Source organism: Comamonas sp. A23, from assembly GCF_004522605.1.
In the GTDB taxonomy this organism is placed as follows: Bacteria; Pseudomonadota; Gammaproteobacteria; order Burkholderiales; family Burkholderiaceae_C; genus Comamonas; species Comamonas thiooxydans.
In genome coordinates this window covers 98,050-116,105 of sequence record NZ_RSDT01000001.1, presented here as the reverse complement: position 1 = coordinate 116,105, position 18,056 = coordinate 98,050, and the positions used below count along the sequence as shown (strand labels likewise).

General features: G+C 62.5%; 19 protein-coding genes. 11 read left to right on the top strand and 8 right to left on the bottom strand.

All coding sequences use genetic code 11. The features are described from left to right. Window positions 1–11: 11 nt before the first annotated feature. Genes EIC84_RS00585 through EIC84_RS00570 form a run of 4 tightly spaced genes read left to right on the top strand, consistent with a single transcriptional unit; the run spans window position 12 to window position 2,420 of the window. Window positions 12–827 carry a DUF3106 domain-containing protein gene (locus EIC84_RS00585; protein ID WP_003066230.1) on the top strand — a complete coding sequence of 272 codons (816 nt, stop codon included), beginning with the start codon at window positions 12–14 and terminating at the stop codon, window positions 825–827. A gap of 58 nt (window positions 828–885) precedes the next feature. Further along, window positions 886–1,419, top strand: coding sequence for an RDD family protein (locus EIC84_RS00580; protein WP_034362222.1), 534 nt, complete (start codon window positions 886–888; stop codon window positions 1,417–1,419). Between the two features lie 12 nt (window positions 1,420–1,431). Next, entirely contained in the window at window positions 1,432–1,830 is a 399-nt protein-coding gene (locus tag EIC84_RS00575; protein ID WP_034362220.1) for a diacylglycerol kinase, read from the top strand. Then, window positions 1,827–2,420, top strand: a complete 594-nt coding sequence (locus EIC84_RS00570) for a TIGR00730 family Rossman fold protein (RefSeq protein WP_003066224.1) — start codon at window positions 1,827–1,829, stop codon at window positions 2,418–2,420. Before EIC84_RS00575 ends, EIC84_RS00570 begins: the two co-directional genes overlap by 4 nt. Before the next feature lie 143 nt (window positions 2,421–2,563). Here the strand turns inward: EIC84_RS00570 and EIC84_RS00565 are convergent, their stop codons facing one another. Both EIC84_RS00565 and EIC84_RS00560 read right to left on the bottom strand, forming a co-directional pair. Continuing rightward, window positions 2,564–2,902: a P-II family nitrogen regulator gene (locus EIC84_RS00565; protein WP_003056652.1), complete on the bottom strand. Its 339-nt coding sequence runs from the start codon at window positions 2,900–2,902 to the stop codon at window positions 2,564–2,566. 51 nt (window positions 2,903–2,953) lie between these two features. Beyond that, complete coding sequence (locus EIC84_RS00560) at window positions 2,954–4,600, bottom strand: NAD+ synthase (RefSeq protein WP_003066221.1); 1,647 nt, start codon at window positions 4,598–4,600, stop codon at window positions 2,954–2,956. Here EIC84_RS00560 and EIC84_RS00555 point away from each other — a divergent pair. Then, window positions 4,599–5,912 (top strand): GNAT family N-acetyltransferase, encoded by a 1,314-nt coding sequence (locus EIC84_RS00555; RefSeq protein WP_003066219.1) that lies wholly within the window; start codon window positions 4,599–4,601, stop codon window positions 5,910–5,912. The two genes, EIC84_RS00560 and EIC84_RS00555, sit on opposite strands and share 2 nt — an antisense overlap. A 60-nt stretch (window positions 5,913–5,972) precedes the next feature. On the opposite strand, the gene EIC84_RS00550 is transcribed toward EIC84_RS00555, so the two are convergent. The 4 genes from EIC84_RS00550 to EIC84_RS00535 all read right to left on the bottom strand — a co-directional run bounded on the left by EIC84_RS00550 (window position 5,973) and on the right by EIC84_RS00535 (window position 11,358). Beyond that, the gene (locus EIC84_RS00550) at window positions 5,973–7,742 is read right to left on the bottom strand and encodes a methyl-accepting chemotaxis protein (RefSeq protein WP_003066217.1); all 1,770 of its coding nucleotides are present in this window, start codon (window positions 7,740–7,742) and stop codon (window positions 5,973–5,975) included. 435 nt (window positions 7,743–8,177) lie between these two features. Further along, a complete protein-coding gene (locus EIC84_RS00545) occupies window positions 8,178–9,941 on the bottom strand; it encodes a methyl-accepting chemotaxis protein (RefSeq protein ID WP_003066215.1) in 1,764 nt (587 codons plus the stop codon). Window positions 9,942–10,079: 138 nt separating this feature from the next. Next, window positions 10,080–10,607 carry an inorganic diphosphatase gene (ppa, locus tag EIC84_RS00540; RefSeq protein WP_003056663.1) on the bottom strand — a complete coding sequence of 176 codons (528 nt, stop codon included), beginning with the start codon at window positions 10,605–10,607 and terminating at the stop codon, window positions 10,080–10,082. Between the two features lie 226 nt (window positions 10,608–10,833). After that, a complete protein-coding gene (locus EIC84_RS00535; RefSeq protein ID WP_003066213.1) occupies window positions 10,834–11,358 on the bottom strand; it encodes a DUF962 domain-containing protein in 525 nt (174 codons plus the stop codon). Between the two features lie 61 nt (window positions 11,359–11,419). Between EIC84_RS00535 and EIC84_RS00530 the strand changes: the two genes are divergently transcribed. The 6 genes from EIC84_RS00530 to EIC84_RS00505 all read left to right on the top strand — a co-directional run bounded on the left by EIC84_RS00530 (window position 11,420) and on the right by EIC84_RS00505 (window position 16,736). Next, window positions 11,420–12,232 carry a Crp/Fnr family transcriptional regulator gene (locus EIC84_RS00530; RefSeq protein WP_045839648.1) on the top strand — a complete coding sequence of 271 codons (813 nt, stop codon included), beginning with the start codon at window positions 11,420–11,422 and terminating at the stop codon, window positions 12,230–12,232. Between the two features lie 183 nt (window positions 12,233–12,415). Continuing rightward, window positions 12,416–12,997, top strand: coding sequence for a DUF2889 domain-containing protein (locus EIC84_RS00525; protein ID WP_034362247.1), 582 nt, complete (start codon window positions 12,416–12,418; stop codon window positions 12,995–12,997). Window positions 12,998–13,094: 97 nt separating this feature from the next. Continuing rightward, on the top strand, window positions 13,095–14,237 hold the full coding sequence (gene moaA / locus EIC84_RS00520; protein ID WP_003066207.1) for a GTP 3',8-cyclase MoaA: 1,143 nt from the start codon (window positions 13,095–13,097) through the stop codon (window positions 14,235–14,237). Beyond that, a complete protein-coding gene (gene mobA, locus EIC84_RS00515) occupies window positions 14,230–14,895 on the top strand; it encodes a molybdenum cofactor guanylyltransferase MobA (RefSeq protein WP_003066205.1) in 666 nt (221 codons plus the stop codon). The genes moaA and mobA overlap by 8 nt, the downstream gene beginning before the upstream one ends. Before the next feature lie 87 nt (window positions 14,896–14,982). Then, window positions 14,983–16,356: a gephyrin-like molybdotransferase Glp gene (glp, locus tag EIC84_RS00510; protein WP_003066203.1), complete on the top strand. Its 1,374-nt coding sequence runs from the start codon at window positions 14,983–14,985 to the stop codon at window positions 16,354–16,356. A 53-nt stretch (window positions 16,357–16,409) separates the two neighbouring features. Continuing rightward, on the top strand, window positions 16,410–16,736 hold the full coding sequence (locus EIC84_RS00505; protein WP_003066202.1) for a thioredoxin family protein: 327 nt from the start codon (window positions 16,410–16,412) through the stop codon (window positions 16,734–16,736). 27 nt (window positions 16,737–16,763) lie between these two features. Here the strand turns inward: EIC84_RS00505 and rnhA are convergent, their stop codons facing one another. Next, complete coding sequence (gene rnhA / locus EIC84_RS00500; RefSeq protein WP_003066200.1) at window positions 16,764–17,213, bottom strand: ribonuclease HI; 450 nt, start codon at window positions 17,211–17,213, stop codon at window positions 16,764–16,766. Further along, complete coding sequence (locus EIC84_RS00495; RefSeq protein ID WP_003066198.1) at window positions 17,210–18,043, bottom strand: class I SAM-dependent methyltransferase; 834 nt, start codon at window positions 18,041–18,043, stop codon at window positions 17,210–17,212. The genes rnhA and EIC84_RS00495 overlap by 4 nt, the downstream gene beginning before the upstream one ends. Window positions 18,044–18,056 lie beyond the last annotated feature (13 nt).

Genomic DNA, 18,056 nt, shown 5'->3' with positions numbered 1-18,056 from the left:
CCTCTGCCTTGATGCCCACTGAGAAGCGCTCCCTCCTGAAACCCGACAACACCGCCGCCATCATGGCGGCGCTGTTGTTGGTGGCCTTGAGCTGGACAGGATGGAATGTCGTACAGCAAGTCAGGCTGGCGCCCAGCTCCGTGCCCCCCGCCACGGTAGCTGCATCCAGATCCATGCATGCAGACCCGTCCACGCGCCAAAGAGCCTCAGCACAGGCCTCGGGCCCACGCTGGGGCGAACTCAGCAGCCACCAGCGCGAGATTCTGCTGCCGCTGCAAGAGCGCTGGGCCATGATCGGCTCGGTACAGAAGCGCCGCTGGATTGCCCTGGCGGATGGCTTTGACAAACTCAGCGAGCGCGAACAGCAAAAGCTTCATGACCGCATGGAAGCATGGTCCGGCCTGAGTGCCGCCCAGCGCAACCAGGCCCGGCTGAATTTCGCCATTACCAACAAGCTCGCGACTGACAAGCAAGCCCAGTGGGAGGCCTACCAGGCTCTGAGCGATGAAGAAAAGCGACTGCTGGCCGCCCGCGCCACTCCCAAGGTGGTAAGCGCCGCACCGGCCATCAAGCCTGTGCCGTCCAAGAAGCTGGCGCGCATTCCTGCTGCCACGGCCTCCCCCAATACGGTGCCCAATCTGCCCAAGATTCCACCCGCAACCATTCATCACCCACCACCGCCCGTGCCCGCAACACCAGCCATGGTGGAGACACACCCCATTCGTACGCCCTCGGTGATTGTGGAGACGGCTCCCGTGGACATTCCTCGCGCCACCCCGATCACCCTGCCTCCGCTGGATGCGCCAGGTCAAGACGCGCACCAATGACAGTGTCGGTGCGGCAACCGAGCGCCAAGCCCGCTGACCTGAGCCCTACAATGCCCTCATGCAGCAAGACACCCAGCCGGCAGCCTCATCGACTCCTGACTTCATAGCACCAAGCCTGCGTCGCCGTATGGCTTGCTGGCTTTATGAAGGCATGCTTTTGTTTGGCGTGGTGTTCATCGCCGGCTATTTGTTCGGCACGCTGTCGCAGACGCGCAATGCACTCGACAATCGGCATCTGCTGCAGGCCTTCATGCTGGTGGTGCTGGGGATTTACTTTGTCTGGTTCTGGAGCAAAGGCCAGACGCTGGCCATGAAGACCTGGCATATCCGCGTGGTCGATACCCAAGGCCGCCCCCTGACGCAAACCCGCGCCCTGCTGCGCTATGCAGCCAGCTGGATGTGGTGGCTGCCACCGCTGGCCCTGCTCTACCCGCTGGGCCTGCCGCCACTGGAGGTGCTGGTGCTGCTCATGGGCTGGATTCTGATCTGGGCGCTGCTGAGCCGCTTTCACCCCAGAAAGCAGTTCTGGCACGACGCCTGGGCCGGCACCCAGTTGGTGCATCAGGCCCCCACTCCCAAACGCATCCGCTGACCCCTCCCCTCCATGAGCACCTCCTCACCTGACCCCGTCAACCCGCAAAAAAGCCGTACCGGACTGTCCCGGGTGCTGCATGCCGGCGGCTACTCGCTGGCTGGCCTCAAGGCCGGCTGGCATGAAAAAGCATTTCAGCAGGAAGCAATCTGTGCCGCCGTCATGATTCCTCTGGCGCTCTGGCTGGGCCAGAACTGGGAACAGACAGCGCTGCTGGCCGGCACCGTCATCCTGGTGCTCATTGTGGAATTGCTCAATACCGGCATAGAGGCAGCCATAGACCGTATCGGGCCCGAATGGCACGAGCTTTCCAAGAAAGCCAAGGACATGGGCAGCGCTGCTGTATTTCTGGCCCTGTGCCTTTGCGGAGCCGTCTGGGCGGCCGCTCTTTATCACCGTTTCATCGTATGACTCAACCCGCTTTTTCCATTTGCGTGTACTGCGGCTCACGCCCCGGCACCAACCCTCAATTCACCGAATTCGCCAAGGCCGTGGGCCAATGGATAGGCTCGCGCGGCGGCCAGCTGGTCTATGGCGGTGGACGCAGCGGCCTGATGGGCGTGGTGGCCGAAGCCACGCAACAAGCTGGCGGCCGTGTCGTCGGCATCATCCCTCAGGCACTGGTCGACAAGGAGCTGGCCAACCAGGCCTGCGACGAACTGCACATCGTCAAGAACATGCACGAACGCAAGGCCATGATGGCCGAGCGCAGCGATGCCTTCGTGGCCCTGCCCGGCGGCATCGGTACTTTTGAAGAGCTGTTCGAAGTCTGGACCTGGCGCCAGCTGGGCTACCACGACAAGCCCATCGGCATTCTCAATGTGGATGGCTATTACGACGCCATGCTGCAGTTTCTTCAGTCCTGCGTGGGCAACGGCTTCATGGGCGAGTGGCAGATGGGCCTGGTCGAAAGCAGCAGCGACACCTCGGCCCTGCTGCAAAATCTCGTCCAGAATGCCGGCAGCCAGCTGGATACACCGCCTCTGCGCTCGGTAATCTGAGCCCTGAAAAACACTGCAGGGCGGCATCCGCCGACCCGTAGCGCTGCCTGCAGTGCGCACACCCGGCTCCGGACCATGAAAAAAGCCAGACTCAAGGTCTGGCTTTTTGCCTGGGGCGCATGACTGGGGCGCAACATGGCGACTTAGACAGCAGTGTCGTCCAGCTCGCCCGTACGGATGCGCACCACGCGCTCCACGGGGGTGATGAAGATCTTGCCGTCACCAATCTTGCCGGTGCGCGCGACATTGACGACGGCATCCACGCAGCGGTCCACGTCCTCATCTCGCACCACGACTTCGATCTTCACCTTGGGCAGGAAATCGACCACATACTCCGCGCCACGATAAAGCTCGGTATGGCCTTTCTGACGGCCAAAACCCTTGACTTCGGTCACGGTCAGACCATTCACCCCACACTCGGCCAGGGCCTCGCGCACTTCCTCTAGCTTGAAGGGCTTGATGACGGCAGTAATCATTTTCATGGGGCTAGTTCCTCAATGGATTGAAATCGGCAAAACACCGGAGGCAGAACCTCAGGCGCGAAATTTGTTGGTGATGGGGTAGCGCCAGTCCTTGCCAAAGCTGCGCATTGTCAGACGTGGACCGACCGGCGCCTGGCGACGCTTGTACTCGTTGATTTGTATCAGACGCGTGACCCGCTCCACATCCGCAGGCGCAAAACCCTCGGCGACGATGGAGCTTATGCTCTCGTTGTTTTCCATGTAACGGGACACGATGGCATCCAGCACCTCGTAGTCCGGCAGGCTGTCCTGATCCTTCTGATCGGGGCGCAGCTCGGCGCTGGGCGGACGCGTGATGATGCGCTCGGGAATGGGGTCGAGCCCCGTGCCGAAGGGATCGTTGGCATTGCGCCAGCGTGCCAGCGCAAACACCTCGGTCTTGAACACATCCTTGATGACGGCAAAACCGCCGGCCATGTCGCCGTACAGCGTGCAGTAGCCGGTGGACATCTCGCTCTTGTTGCCCGTGGTCAGCACGATGGAGCCAAACTTGTTGCTCATGGCCATCAGCAGGGTGCCGCGAATACGGGCTTGCAGGTTTTCCTCGGTCGTGTCTTCGGCGCGTCCGGCAAAAGTGCCAGCCAGCGCTGCCTTGAAGGCTTCGAACTGCGGCGCGATATCGATCTCTTCGTGCTGCACGCCGACGCGCTCGGACATTTCGCGCGCATCCAGCCAGCTGATATCGGCCGTATAGGGCGAAGGCATCATGACCGTGCGCACCTTGTCCGCGCCTAGAGCATCCACGGCAATGGCCAGTACCAGGGCCGAGTCCATACCGCCCGACAGGCCGATGAGTGCACCCGGAAAACGGTTCTTGCCCACATAGTCGCGCACGGACAGCACCAGCGCCGACCAAAGCGCATGGTGGTGGTTCAGCTGGGGCTTGACTTGCCCCATCAGCGTCACGCATCCATCCACCAGCAGCGCGGCAACCATGGGCAGCTCTTCCTCGAAGGCCGCCGCACGCGCCGCCACCTGGCCGTCGGCCTGCACCGCGAACGAACAGCCGTCGAACACGACTTCATCCTGGCCACCCACCAGATGGACATAGACCAGAGGAACCGCGTTTTCCACGGCGCGCTGCGCAATCACCGCCTCGCGCTCCAGGGGTTTGCCACTATGGAACGGCGAGGCATTGATGACGAGCAGCAACTGGGCGCCTGCGGCAACGGCGGCATGGGCCGGGCCGGCATGCCAGGCGTCTTCGCAAATCAGCAGTCCGATCTGGATGCCCTCCAGCTCGAAGACACAGCTTTCCTCACCGGCCGCAAAGTAGCGCTGTTCGTCGAACACGCCAAAGTTGGGCAGCAGTTGCTTGAAATAGCGCGCAATCTGCTGACCATCGCGCAACACGCTGGCAGCGTTGAACAGTTTCTCACCTTGCTCATCGCGCTGCGGGTGACCGATGACCAGCGCCAGCCCCGGCCATTGGGCACTGGCTTGCTGCAACTGCTGCAGAGCCGCATCGCAGGCTTCCAAAAATGCCGGACGCAGATACAGGTCCTCAGCCGCGTAGCCACACAGGGCAAGCTCGGGCGTGAGCAGCAGGCGGGCACCGTTGGCATAAGCTTCAGCAGCAGCGGCGATGATTTTCTGGACATTGCCAGAGAGGTCTCCCACAACAAAATTGCGTTGGGCACAGCAAATGGAAAGCGTCATGAAAAGCAAGCTAGGCGGTGAGGCCACCAGCCCCCGCGACAATCAGGGCATGGCCGAAAACAAGATTATCACTCGCGTGCTTGCCAGCGTGCAGCAGCTGGACGCACAAACCTGGAATGTGCTGCTGGCCTCTCAATCCACGCCCACGCCCTTCATGCGCCACGAATACCTGGCAGCCATGGAGCAAAGCGGCAGCGCCACGCCCGATACCGGCTGGATCGCCCGGGTCATCACCGTCTGGGACGGCGATGAACTGCTGGCGGCCTGCCCCCTCTATATCAAGACCCACTCCTACGGCGAATATGTGTTTGACTGGGCCTGGGCGCGCGCCTATCAGCAGCATGGCCTGCCTTATTACCCCAAGGGATTGCTGGCCGTCCCCTTCACGCCCGTGCCAGGCTCCCGCCTGCTGGCACGCAGCCAGGCACTGCGCGTGGCGCTGGTGCATGCCGTCCAGGCCTGGGCAGCCGAGCAGCAGCTGTCATCGCTGCACCTGCTGTTTGGCGATGCCGACGATCTTGCCGCCTGCGCCGCAGCCGGCTGGATGCAGCGCAGCACAGTGCAGTTTCACTGGACGAACACGCCGCCCGCGCCCCCCGCTGCGGGCGGCACTGCGACAACACCGTCCCGCTGGAAGGACTTCGACGACTTTCTGGGCTCGCTGAACCAGGAAAAGCGCAAGAAAATCCGCCAGGAGCGACGCAAGATACGCGAAGCCGGCGTGAGCTTCAAAGCCATGCAGGGTAGCGACATCGGTGCGCAGGACTGGTCCTTCTTCTACCGCTGCTATGAGCGCACCTACCTGGAGCACGGCAACCCGCCGTATCTGACACCGGAGTTCTTTGCCTCCATGGCCTCGGCCATGCCCGAGAACTGGGTGATGTTCATCGCCGAGCGCAACGGGCAGCCTGTCGCCTCAAGTTTGATAGCTATTAGCGCCTTGCAATCAATGATTTCAGTATCAAAACCATTGTTTTTTGAGGATGGACAAGCGCAAGCAGCTATCAATAGCAAGGTGGCCTATGGTCGCTACTGGGGCGCTCTGGAGCGGGTCGACAGCCTGCATTTCGAAGCCTGCTACTACCAACCCATCGAATGGTGCATCGCCAACGGCTTTGCCCGATTCGAAGGCGGCGCCCAGGGCGAGCACAAGATGGCCCGCGCGCTGCTGCCCGTGGAAACACCGAGCGCCCACTGGGTGGCCCATCCCGCTTTTGCCGATGCCATCGAGCGCTTCTTGCAGCGCGAGAGCGAAGGCATGGCCCAATATGTGGAAGAGCTGCAATCCCATAGCCCGCTGCGCAAGGCCTGAAGGTGAAGACAAAAAAAGGCCGCTTTGCAGCGGCCTTGAAGCTCAGACTCCAGGAGACATTCAGAAGGTTTCCCAGTCACCCTCATCCAGCGAGGACTTTTGCGCATTACGGGCAGTAGCGGATTCGCCAGCAACAGCGCCCCCCATCAAAGAGCGCGGGGCTGCAGGCATGGGGGCAGGACGGGCGGCCACACGACGGACAGGAGCCTGACTCGCCGGGGCGGCAGCAGCGACCACAGCCGGCGACGCAGAACGGGCTGCAGCCTTGGGTGCCTGGTCATAAAGCGCACTGGCAGGCAACTGGAAGACCGCCACAGCCTGAACCAGATCCTGCGCCTGCTTGCGCAGCGCACCGGCGGCAGCAGCACTTTCCTCCACCAGCGCCGCGTTTTGCTGCGTCGTCTGATCCATCTGCGTCACCGCCTCGCCAACCTGGGCCACACCCTGGCTCTGTTCCTGGCTGGCGGCACTGATCTCGGCCATCAAATCCGTCACCCGGCTGATCGCCGACACAATGTCGGCCATGGTGGCACCGGCCTTGTCCACCAGCTGCGTGCCCTGCTCCACCCGCTGCACACTGGTGCTGATCAAGGCCTTGATTTCCTTGGCCGCCTCGGCACTGCGCTGGGCCAGGGTACGCACCTCGCCCGCCACCACGGCAAAACCACGGCCCTGCTCACCGGCGCGCGCTGCTTCCACGGCCGCATTCAGCGCCAGAATATTGGTCTGGAAGGCGATGGAGTCGATGACGGTGATGATGTCGGCAATCTGCTGGCTGCTGTTGTTGATGCCCTTCATGGTTTCCACCACTTCGGCCACCACGGCACCGCCCTGCGCTGCCACCTGGGAAGCATTCACCGCCATCTGATTGGCGGCACGGGCGTTGTCGGCGTTCTGGCGCACGGTTGAGCCCAGCTGCTCCATGGAGGCGGCGGTTTCCTCCAGCGCACTGGCCTGCTCCTCGGTGCGACCGGAGAGATCAGCATTTCCCGAGGCAATCTGCGAACTGGCCGAGGCCACGCCTTCCGCGTTCTGGCGTACCGAGCGCACGGTCTGCACCAGACTGCTTTGCATACGCTCCAGGGCTCCGAGCAAGCGGCCTGTTTCGTCCTGTCGCTCCACGCGGATGACGCCGCTCAGATCCCCATTGGCCACACGGTCCGCAGCCTGCACCGCCTGCTCCAGCGGCGCACGTATGGAACGCACCAACCAGATGCCTGCCCCTGCAGCCACCAGCACCGCAATCAAGGCAGCCAAGGCAAGCATGCTCACAGCCCGGTCGTAAACCCTCTCCGAAGCCAGAGTCTCGCCCCTTGCCACATCACTGTTGAACTTGATCAGCTTTTGCAGGGTCGCCGAAGACTGTTCATAGAGCTTGAGAGATTCGCCTCCCAGCAGTTGCTTGGCCTGCTCTTTATCGCCTCGACGCGAAATTTCGAACAGTTGCTTGTTCAACTCGACGTAGCGCTCCCGTTCGCGCAGGAACTGCGTGTAGAGCTCGCGCTCCTCGGCAGTGACAATCAAAGGTTCATAGAGCTTTTTTGCCTCCGCCAGGTGTTTCTGCAATTGCTCGAATTGAGCTTCCACCTGAGCCATATAGCCGGGCTCCTCATTATTGACATGCCGCAACTCGAGCAAGCGGGTACGCGCCAGGTCGGTATTGAGTGTATTGATCACTTCCACACTGGGCAGGGCATTGCCGGTGATGGTTTCGGCGCTGGAGCGCATGGAGCGCAGCTGCAGCAATGCCATGGCAACCACCACGACCAGCAGCAAGACCAGAACCCCGAACGTACCGAGAATCCGCGTGGAGATTTTGATGCTTTTCATTGATTGCACCTCCCTCTATTACCAATTTGTTTTTATAAATACTTCTTTTGAATCCATGCCCGCGAAGCGCAAGGATTCAATTTTCTGCTCGATCGGGAAATATCTCTCTGAATGACATACCAGAGATGGAATGGTCCTTGATACCGGTTTATATGTTTTCAATTGTTTCCAGTTTCATATTCCTTGCCTATCTTCACGAGCCTACAGTCATGTAGGCAGTCACTTACGCCGCACTTGAGTTACTGAAAGTTACCAATCAGTGACAACAGAGATTCTCGATGCCATGGCAACCTACATAGCCTTGAAAAAGCATCAAGCCACCCTTCTTCTTGATCAATATCAAGACAGTTTGAAGAAAGCTTGTAAAAAAACCCCGACAGCATTCGCTATCGGGGTTTTGAGACGGAAGTCGTTGAAACCGGCAATACCTCGACCTCAGAACTGCTCCCAATCCTGGTCATTGCTCAAAGCGGGCTGAGCCGTTTTGACCGGCGCAGGCACAGCCTTGCCCGGGCCTTGACCGGCTAACGCCGCAGCCCGCGGGCCAGCGCTCATGCCGGCCTTTGCAACCGGCTCGACCCGATTTTTCAGCGCTGCAGCGGCAAAGCTCTGTGCCTGATTCCCCAACTGAAAAATCGCCACCGAATCGACCAGCGCCTTGGCCTGGCGCTGCAAAGAATCGGCGGCCGCCGCGCTCTGCTCCACAAGGGCCGCATTCTGCTGCGTGGTCTGATCCATCTGGGTGACGGCTTCACCCACCTGGGCCACGCCCTGGCTCTGTTCGCGGCTGGCCGCGCTGATCTCGCCCATGATGTCGGTCACGCGGCCTATGGCCGTCACGATTTCGGCCATGGTGTCACCGGCCTTGTCCACCAGCTGCGAGCCTTGCTCCACGCGCTCCACGCTGGCATGGATGAGCTGCTTGATTTCCTTGGCCGCCTCGGCGCTGCGCTGGGCCAGCGTGCGCACCTCGCCCGCCACCACGGCAAAGCCACGGCCTTGCTCGCCGGCACGCGCGGCTTCCACGGCCGCATTCAGGGCCAGGATATTGGTCTGGAAGGCAATCGAGTCGATGACGCCGATGATGTCGGCGATCTGGCGGCTGCTGTCGTTGATGCCCTTCATGGTGTCCACCACCTGGGCAACCACATCCCCGCCTCGACCCGCGACATCGGAGGCATTCTTTGCCATTTGATTGGCTGTCTGGGCGTTGTCGGCGTTCTGGCGCACGGTCGAGCCCAGTTGCTCCATGGAGGCCGCCGTTTCCTCCAGGGCGCTGGCCTGGCTTTCGGTGCGAGCCGAAAGATCCGCATTGCCCTGAGCGATTTCGCTGGACGCAAGGGCCACGCCATGGGCATTGCCGCGCACATCCTGGACCACGGAGGACAGTTGCCGACGCATGTCTTCCAGCGCATTGAGCAGCAAGCCCATTTCATCGCGGCGCTGGTTCTTCACCACCATGCCCAGCCTGCCGGCAGCCACGGCCTGCGCCAGCTCAACTGCCGTGGCCACGGGAGCCGTAATGGCACGTGTCATCGCAATGCCGACCACGGCGGCAAACAGCACCACCAGCGCCAGCGTACCGAGCAGCCAGTAGCGGGCCAGCTCGAAACTGGACTTTTCGGCCTGCTGGGCCTGAGCCGCGTTCTCGAGCTGCAGCGTCATCAGCTTGCCCGTGCTTTCCGCCAGCTGGCTGAAGGCCTGTTCGGACAACCCGGCAAAGAACAGCCCCAGCTCGTCGGCCATGCCTGCCTGGCTGTCCACGGTGTTGTAGTCGCCATCGCGTGCTCGCGCCAGCAACTGCTCGTGCAGCTTCAGGAAATTCGCCTTGTTGGCCTGATAGCCCTCGTAGGCCTCGCGCAGCGGCTGGCTGGCAATCAGCTCGTTGACCACTTTCTCCTGCTCGGCAATGGTTTTCAGGCGCTGCTGGATCTGCTGCTCGTAGCCTTCGATCTCGACCAGGGTGCGTGCCGTGGCAATGCCTGCCTCGTGGCGGCGCAGCCGGTTGTACTCGGAGCGCATGGAGGCTGCGTTGTAAACGCTGGGCAGCGCCACTTCGGAAACCTCGCGGCCCGCTGCATGAATGCTGGACAGCTGCAGCCAGGCCACCAGACCAAGCAATGCAGACAACAGCACCAGCGCCGTAAAGCTGATGCCCAACTTGGTCCCCACGCGCCAGTCCGAAATCTTCCAACTCATGCGCACCCCCTCGTATATATCGATACAGGCAATAAAAAACGCACCAAGCGATGTCCACCGGGTGCGTTTCAAATTGTATAGATGCAGATCGCGAGGCTTCTCTGCAAGTAAAGGTTAGAGACCCTTTACTAGTTTGGATCAGCCCTTGTAGTTGGCGATACCGTCCACGATTTCCTTGTGTGCCGCGTCCACGCCCTTCCAGCCCAGAACCTTGACCCACTTGCCCTTTTCCAGATCCTTGTAGTGCTCGAAGAAGTGAGCGATCTGCTGCAGGGTCAGCTCATGGATGTCGCTGAGGTGGTTGATCTTGTCGTAGGAAGGCAGCAGCTTCTGTGTGGGAACGGCCAGAACCTTGCCGTCGACGCCGGACTCGTCTTCCATCTCCAGAATGCCGATGGCACGGCAGGGCACCACCACGCCGCTGGGCAGGGGGAAGGGAGTCATCACCAGCACATCCACGGGGTCGCCGTCGCCAGACAGGGTCTGGGGCACATAGCCGTAGTTCACGGGGTAGTGCATGGCAGTGCCCAGGAAACGATCCACGAACAGGCAGCCGGATTCCTTGTCCACTTCGTACTTCACGGGAGCCGAGTTGGCCGAGATTTCGATGACGACGTTGAAGACTTCAGGCGTCTTGGAGCCGGGGGTCACATTGTTCAGAGACATGATGGTTGGGAGAAGTAATACAAAAAGCCCGCCAGAGCCGACAAAGCATCGGCACCTGAGGGTCAGCCCGCGATTTTAGGCGCATGACCCTAACGCTGGCATTACATGTCTGAAAGATGCGCGTGCAGTCGTGTATTCCCGCCGGGCAGCCTCGCCCGCTGCAGCCATGAAAACCCACCAAAACCAATACTCATAAAGCGGTTTCAGCTCTCAGAACAAGAGCATTTCAGGCGCTCACCGGATGCCGGCGACGCACGGGACCGCTGCGCTGCTCCACCGCCGCCTGCACCTCCTTGCGCAGACCCAGAGCAAAACCCAGCTCGGCCGCCACAAACAGCGGGCCTATCAGCAGACCCATCACATCGTCAAGAAAAGCGGGCTTGCGTCCTTCCCAGTAGTGACCGATGAACTGGATCACCCAGCCCAGCACAAACAGGCCCAGCCCCCAGGCCAGCCAGCTCCCCATGGGCTGCGCGGCGACAGGAGCCGCCAGCGCCAGCATGGCGGCCAGCAACACGCTCATGAACAGGCCGTAGCGCCCGTCGAGCCGCCAGTAATACACTGCTGCAGCAACCGCTGCCAGCAGGGCCAGCGAGATCGGCATGCCGCCAAGCGCTCCCCATTGCAGCCTGGCCAGCAGAATCACCACCGCCTGCATGATCATGGGCACACCGATGTAGTGCGTGACGATATTGCGCGGGTCGCGGTGGTAGTCGGCGTAGTTGGACAGTTGATCGATTAGGGTTTTCATCGCTGTATCTCCTGGTCGCTTGACAGAGCATGGTGGCGCAGCATCAACCTTGCCGTCTGTCATGCCACCGACACAAGCGCTAAACCCCTCACCCAGGCCTGCACTGGCCTCAGTGCCCACTGCACGCAAGCGCGGCAGCTTCGAGCATGTCAACTCCAATGACCTCTGGGCCATCGTGCAGGCCGGCCGCTGGTTCCGCTCGCTGCCGCCGGAATTGACCGCCCAGATGCAGCAACTGGCCCAGCCAAGGCTGCTGGCCGCCGGCGAATGGCTGTTTCGCCGTGGCGATGCCCCCTGCGGCCTGTATGCGGTGGCCAGGGGCTCGCTCAGCATCTCCGGCACAGCAGCGCTTCAGGAAAACACCCGCACAGCCTTGCTGACCCTGATCGAGCCGCCGAGCTGGCTGGGTGAGATCGCCCTCTTCGATGGCGAGCCCCGCACCCACGACGCCTGCGCCAACACCGCCTGCGCCCTGCTGCATATCCCTATACCGCCGCTGCGCGAATGGCTGGATGCCAACCCGCATTGCTGGCGCCACATGGCCCTGCTGCTGACCCACAAGCTGCGTGCCAGCCTGATCGCGCTGGAGGAGCAGACCGTGCTACCTGCACCGCAGCGCGTGATGTGCCGTCTGGTGCAAATGGCCATGGGCCACGAGCAATGGGCCGACCGCATGCGCACTCACCGCGAGCTGGCCGTCTCCCAGGAGCAGATCGCACGCATGCTCGGCCTGTCACGCCAGACCACCAACCAGATCCTGCAGGAGTTGCAGCAGGCCGGCTGGCTGCAACTGCGGCGCGGCAAGCTGGAAGTTCTCGACCTGGCCGCACTCAAGGCCGCAGCACTCACCGGGCAAATCCCCACGAGCAGCTAGGCGCTTTCGGCCTGGCTCGGGGTTGCCCCCCGCCCCGCTGTCCGCCTGGTGCTGGACAAGCCTGCTATCTCTTTGATAATGAAATCGGGTCTGATGCACCAGACCCGGCTCAAGATCATCGCGGGCGACCCAGCCGAGTTCCGACATGCCGTCGTTGTCGCCCGCCATAACAACGGATACCCCATGCCCCTGTCTCCCAGTGCCAGCCGCAAGCCAGTCCCCATCAATATGCGCGACGTCAAATACCGGGGCTATGCCCGTGATGACGGCATGTGGGACGTGGAAGCCGAGCTGATCGACCAGAAAACCTATGACATCGAGCTTCATGGCCACCGCAAAGTGCCAGCGGGCAAGCCGATTCACCATATGTGGATCCGCCTGACCATCGATGCCGACATGGTGGTCCACGGCATAGAGGCCGCCATGGACGACCACCCCCTGGGCCACTGCCCCCAGGCCACAAAGTCCATGCAGAAGATGGTGGGCTGCTGCATAGCCCGCGGCTGGCGCCGTGCCATTGCCGACAATCTGGGCGGGGTAGTGGGCTGCACGCATCTGCGCGAGCTGCTGTTCAATATGGCAACGCCCGCTTTTCACACCGTGCTCAACCAGTTCGGCCCCAATGGCTCGGGCCTGCCGCCACGCCATCTGGGTCAGTGCCTGGGCTGGGACTTCAACGGCCCCGGCGTGGCCGAGTTCTACCCCGAGTTCAAGGGCTGGAAGCCGCTCTCTCAGCAACCCGTGGAAACCACTACAAAAGACTGATCCACAATACCATCAAGCACCACCAGCTATCAATTTTGATAGCCCACAACAAGCCCGCAGCCGGCCCGGACTTCGCTCTTGCGGCACAATCGAGCCTATGGCAGAACGTGTGATCCCCTTGGTCGATGAGCGTGCGGCATCGCGCAGCGCAATCGTCCCCAGCCCCCTGCAGGCCCCTACCGGGCTGCTGCAGGATCAATGGGGACGGCCTTTGCGCGACCTGCGCATCAGCGTCACCGACCGCTGCAACTTCCGCTGCAACTACTGCATGCCCAAGGAAGTTTTTGACAAGAACTACCAATATCTGCCCCACAGCTCGCTGTTGAGCTTCGAGGAAATTACGCGCCTGGCCAGGCTTTTTGTCGCCCATGGCGTACGCAAGCTGCGCCTGACCGGCGGCGAGCCACTGCTGCGCAAGAACATCGAAGCCCTGATTGCCCAGCTGGCCGAGCTGCGCACGCCCGACGGCCAGCCGCTGGACCTGACACTGACCACCAACGCCTCGCTGCTGGCGCGCAAGGCCCGCGCCCTGAAGGAAGCCGGCCTGAACCGCGTGACCGTCAGCCTCGACGGACTGGACGACACCGTGTTCCGGCGCATGAACGATGTGGACTTTCCCGTGACCGATGTGCTGGCCGGCATCGAGGCTGCACAGACCGCAGGCCTGTCGCACATCAAGGTGAATATGGTGGTCAAGCGCGGCACCAATGACGACCAGATCCTGCCCATGGCCCGCTACTTCCGTGGCACGGGAATCACGCTGCGATTCATCGAATACATGGATGTGGGAGCCACCAACGGCTGGCGCATGGACGAGGTGCTGCCTTCGGACGAGGTCATAGCCCGTCTGCGCGCCGAGCTGCCGCTGATCCCGCTGGCACCCAGCGCCCCTGGCGAGACCGCCGTGCGCTGGGGCTATGCCGACGCCAGCGGCCGACATGATCCGCAGCTGGGCGAGGTGGGCGTCATCAGCAGTGTGACCCACGCTTTCTGCGGCGACTGCAACCGTGCACGCCTGTCCACCGAGGGCCAGCTCTATCTGTGCCTGTTCGCCAGCCAGGGTTGGGACTTGCGCAGCCTGCTGCGCACCGGTGCCAGCGATGCCGAGATTGCAGCCGCCATTGCCCCCATCTGGCAACAGCGCGACGATCGCTACTCGCAAATGCGCAGCGAAATGCCCCCCGATGTGGCGCCAGTCCGGCAAGGTCGGCGCATCGAGATGAGCTATATCGGTGGCTGACTCACGCATCACCCCCGAGCAGATCACCGGTTGCGTGCTGGCCGGAGGACGCGGTGCGCGCATGGGCGGTGTGGACAAGGGCCTGCAGAGCTTTCAAGGCTTGCCTCTGGCACTGCATGCATTGCAGCGCCTGGCTCCGCAGGTCGGCCCCTTGCTCATCAATGCCAATCGCAATACAGCAGCTTACGCCGAGCTGGGGCAGCCACTGGCTGCCGAGGTCTGCGCCGACAGCCTGCCCGACTACCCCGGCCCGTTGGCGGGCTTCATGGCCGGCCTCGCCCATTGCCGCACGCCATGGCTGCTGTGCGTGCCCTGCGATACGCCGCTGCTGCCCCTCGATCTGGCTGCGCGAATGCTGGCGTCGCGTGGCGATGCCGATATCGTCATCGCTCACGGCTGGGATACCGAGCATGCCCAGCCGGGGCAGCCGCCGCAACTGCGCCCCCAGCCCGTGTTCTGCCTGTTGCGGGCCGGACTCGCCTACAGCCTTGAGCGCTTCATCACCAGTGGTGGCCGCAAGATAGACGCCTGGACCAGCCAGCATCACAGCGCCCAGGCCGTATTTGACCGCCCCGGGGACGAACAGGCCTTCAGCAACGCCAACACGCTGGCCCAGTTGCTTGATCTGGAGCAAATCGCCCCCGAACGCCAATACTGAGTCACCGGCACCACCAGCCAAAAGCGTAAAGTGCCACGCAACCCCATGGCCGCATCCTGTCATGAGGTTTCTTATTTTTTTGCTGTTATGACTGCGACTTTTCAACCCGCCGCTTCCACCAGCGCCCAGACGCTGACCACTGACCAGGTGCTGCAACAGCTGCAAGCCTTGCTGCAGCCGCTGGGTGCGGTCGCCGAGGTGGAAACCGTCGCCCTGCCCGATGCTCTCGATCGTGTGCTGGCAGCCGATGTGATCTGCCCCGTCAACGTGCCGCCCCATGACAACAGCGCCATGGACGGCTATGCCTTTGCTGGCCGCGAGCTGGAGCAAGTGCAGCCCGGCCAGCCTCTGATGCTGCGTGTGGTGGGGACTGCTCTGGCAGGAGGGCCTTGGCAAGGCCGGCTTGGCGTGGGCCAATGCGTGAAGATCATGACGGGTGCAGTCATGCCGGTGGGTGCGGACACGGTGGTAGCCCATGAGCAGGCCAGCGCTGGCAAGGAGTACATTCAGTTTGACGGCCTTGCCCTGCGTGCGGGCGCCAATCGTCGCCTGCGCGGCGAAGACCTGGAGCAAGGCTCCGTGGCGCTGCAGGCCGGCCAGCGTCTCACACCAGCCGCCCTTGGCCTGCTGGCCAGTCTGGGACTGGGCCAGGTCAGCGTGCGACGCCGCCTCAGCGTGGCTTACTTCTCCACCGGCGACGAGCTGCTGAGCCCAGGCGCCGAGCCGCGCGAGGGAGCCATCTACGACAGCAACCGCTTCAGCCTGCAGGCGCTGCTGCGCCGTCTGGGAGCCCATGTGCTGGACCTGGGAGCAGTGCCCGATGAACCGGCCGCACTGGAAGAGCGCCTGCGCGAAGCAGCCACCCTGGCCGATGTGGTGCTGACCAGTGGCGGCATCAGCGCCGGTGAGGCCGATCACACCCGCGCGATGCTGCAGCGTCTGGGCACCGTGCAGTTCTGGCGGGTGGCCATGCGTCCCGGTCGGCCGCTGGCGGTGGGCCTGCTCGCTCCCGCCGGTGGAATCTCCTTAACCAGATCGGCAGGCATCCCGATCAAGACAAGCGCAAGCGGCTCCCAAAATCAGAGCAGTCCACCGCCCACACAGCGCCCGGCTGTGCTGCTGGGACTGCCAGGCAACCCGGTGGCCGCCATGGTGAGCTTTCTGATGTTTGTGCGCCCGGCCCTGGCCATGCTGGCAGGCGAACGAGGCGCCCCCGCGCCATTGCTGCAGGCGATCAGCAGCGAGCGCCTGCGCAAACGCCCGGGCCGCACCGAATATCTGCGCGGCGTGCTCGAACTCGATGCGAAGGGCCAGGCCACAGTACGCACCACGGGACCGCAAGGCTCGGGCGTGCTCAGCTCCATGGTCGCAGCCGACTGCATCATCGTGCTGGACGATGCGCGCGGCGATGTCCTGCCCGGAGAATCCATCAACATTCTGCTGCTGCAGGGCCTGATCTGAAGACAGACTTGCCGTCTGTGCTTAGACCCTCGATCCATTCTGGGAAATATTTCATGCCATACCAAGCCACCCACTGGGCTACAGAACCCACAAGGCAGGCCATCGATGCGCTCAAGGGCGCGAATTTGCTGGAATTCGGCACCCCCTGGTGCGGCCACTGCCAGCGCGCCCAGCAGCTGTTGCAGGCTGCGCTGGCTGCCCAGCCGGAAGTAGCGCACATCAAGGTGGAAGACGGTCCCGGCCGGCCGCTGGGCCGCAGCTATCGCGTCAAGCTCTGGCCCACGCTGATTTTTCTGCTTGACGGCAAGGAAGTGGCGCGCATCGTGCGCCCCGAATCCGAGCAACAGATCCAAGAAGCGCTGGCACAAATCACGAACTGAGCCAGCGCATCTGCCCCGGCTCCTGGCTCAGCCCTTCTTAAGTGCCAGCTCCACACCCTTGTTGGCCAGCGCATCGGCGCGCTCATTGCCAGGGTCTCCGGCATGGCCCTTAACCCAGCGCCAGTCGATGCGGTGGCCGCTGCCCTGCACCAGCGCGTCCAGCTGCTTCCAGAGTTCGACATTCTTGACGGGTTCCTTGGAAGCGGTAACCCAGCCCTTGGCCTTCCAACCCTGTATCCACTCGGTAATGCCTTTGCGCACGTACTGGCTGTCCAGATACAACACCACATCGCAGGGACGCTTGAGCGCGGACAGCGCCTCGATCACGGCCTTGAGTTCCATGCGGTTATTGGTGGTTCCCAGTTCACCACCGAAGAGTTCTTTCTGCGCCGATCCGGCCTGCAGCAATGCGCCCCAGCCGCCAGGGCCGGGATTGCCCTTGCAGGCACCATCGGTATAGATCACAACTTGATTCAATTTTCTTCCTTGTTACGCCAGGACATGTCCGGCGGCTGCCTCTGGGTCACGGGCGCCTTCATGCCGGCCGGCACGCTGCTCTTGCGCCAGCTCGGGCTCATCAGCCGCATGCCCTGCACACGCTTGACGGCCACCACGCAATAGACGCCCCCCATCACCGGCCAGCAGCGGTGGCCCAGGCCTTCCATGAACTGCCAGCGGCTCAGCCACTTTTCACTTTGAGTGGCAGGACGATAACAGCCAAATTGCACTGCTTCGATCTCGAAGCTCAGCAATCGCAGCCAATCGCGCAAACGCCAGTAGCCCACACCCAGGCTCAGGTCCGGCAAATAACCCGCACTGCGCTCCACACGGCGCTGCAAACCCAGCAGACTGGAGGGGTTCAGCCCGCTGATCACCAGCCTGCCTTCCGGCACCAGCACGCGCGCAGCCTCGCGCAGCGCGGCATGCGGATCATTGGAAGCCTCCAGCGTATGCGGCATCAGCAGCAGGTCGAGGCTGGCCTCGGCAAAAGGCAGGGCTTCCGGGGCGGTCCTGAGCGCCGGCATCAGCGGGGCAAAATTCTGTGCTTCATCAACGGACGGCAGCGGCGGCGACACTGCGGTCGCCTTCGCTTGCGCTACAGTGCCTGCTTTTGCATCCGGAACGGGATCGAGGCCCTCCAGCGCCAGCCAGCGATGAGGCATGCGATTGCCGCGCAGGCCTTGCAGCTGCGGCAAGCCCAGCTGCAAGGCGTGGTAGCCAAAGATATCGGCCACCGCCTCGTCAAAGCGCTGCTGCTCCCATTCCAGGAGATAGTGCCCGAGGGCTGAATCCGTCCAGTGATGCATCTCTATAATTTTG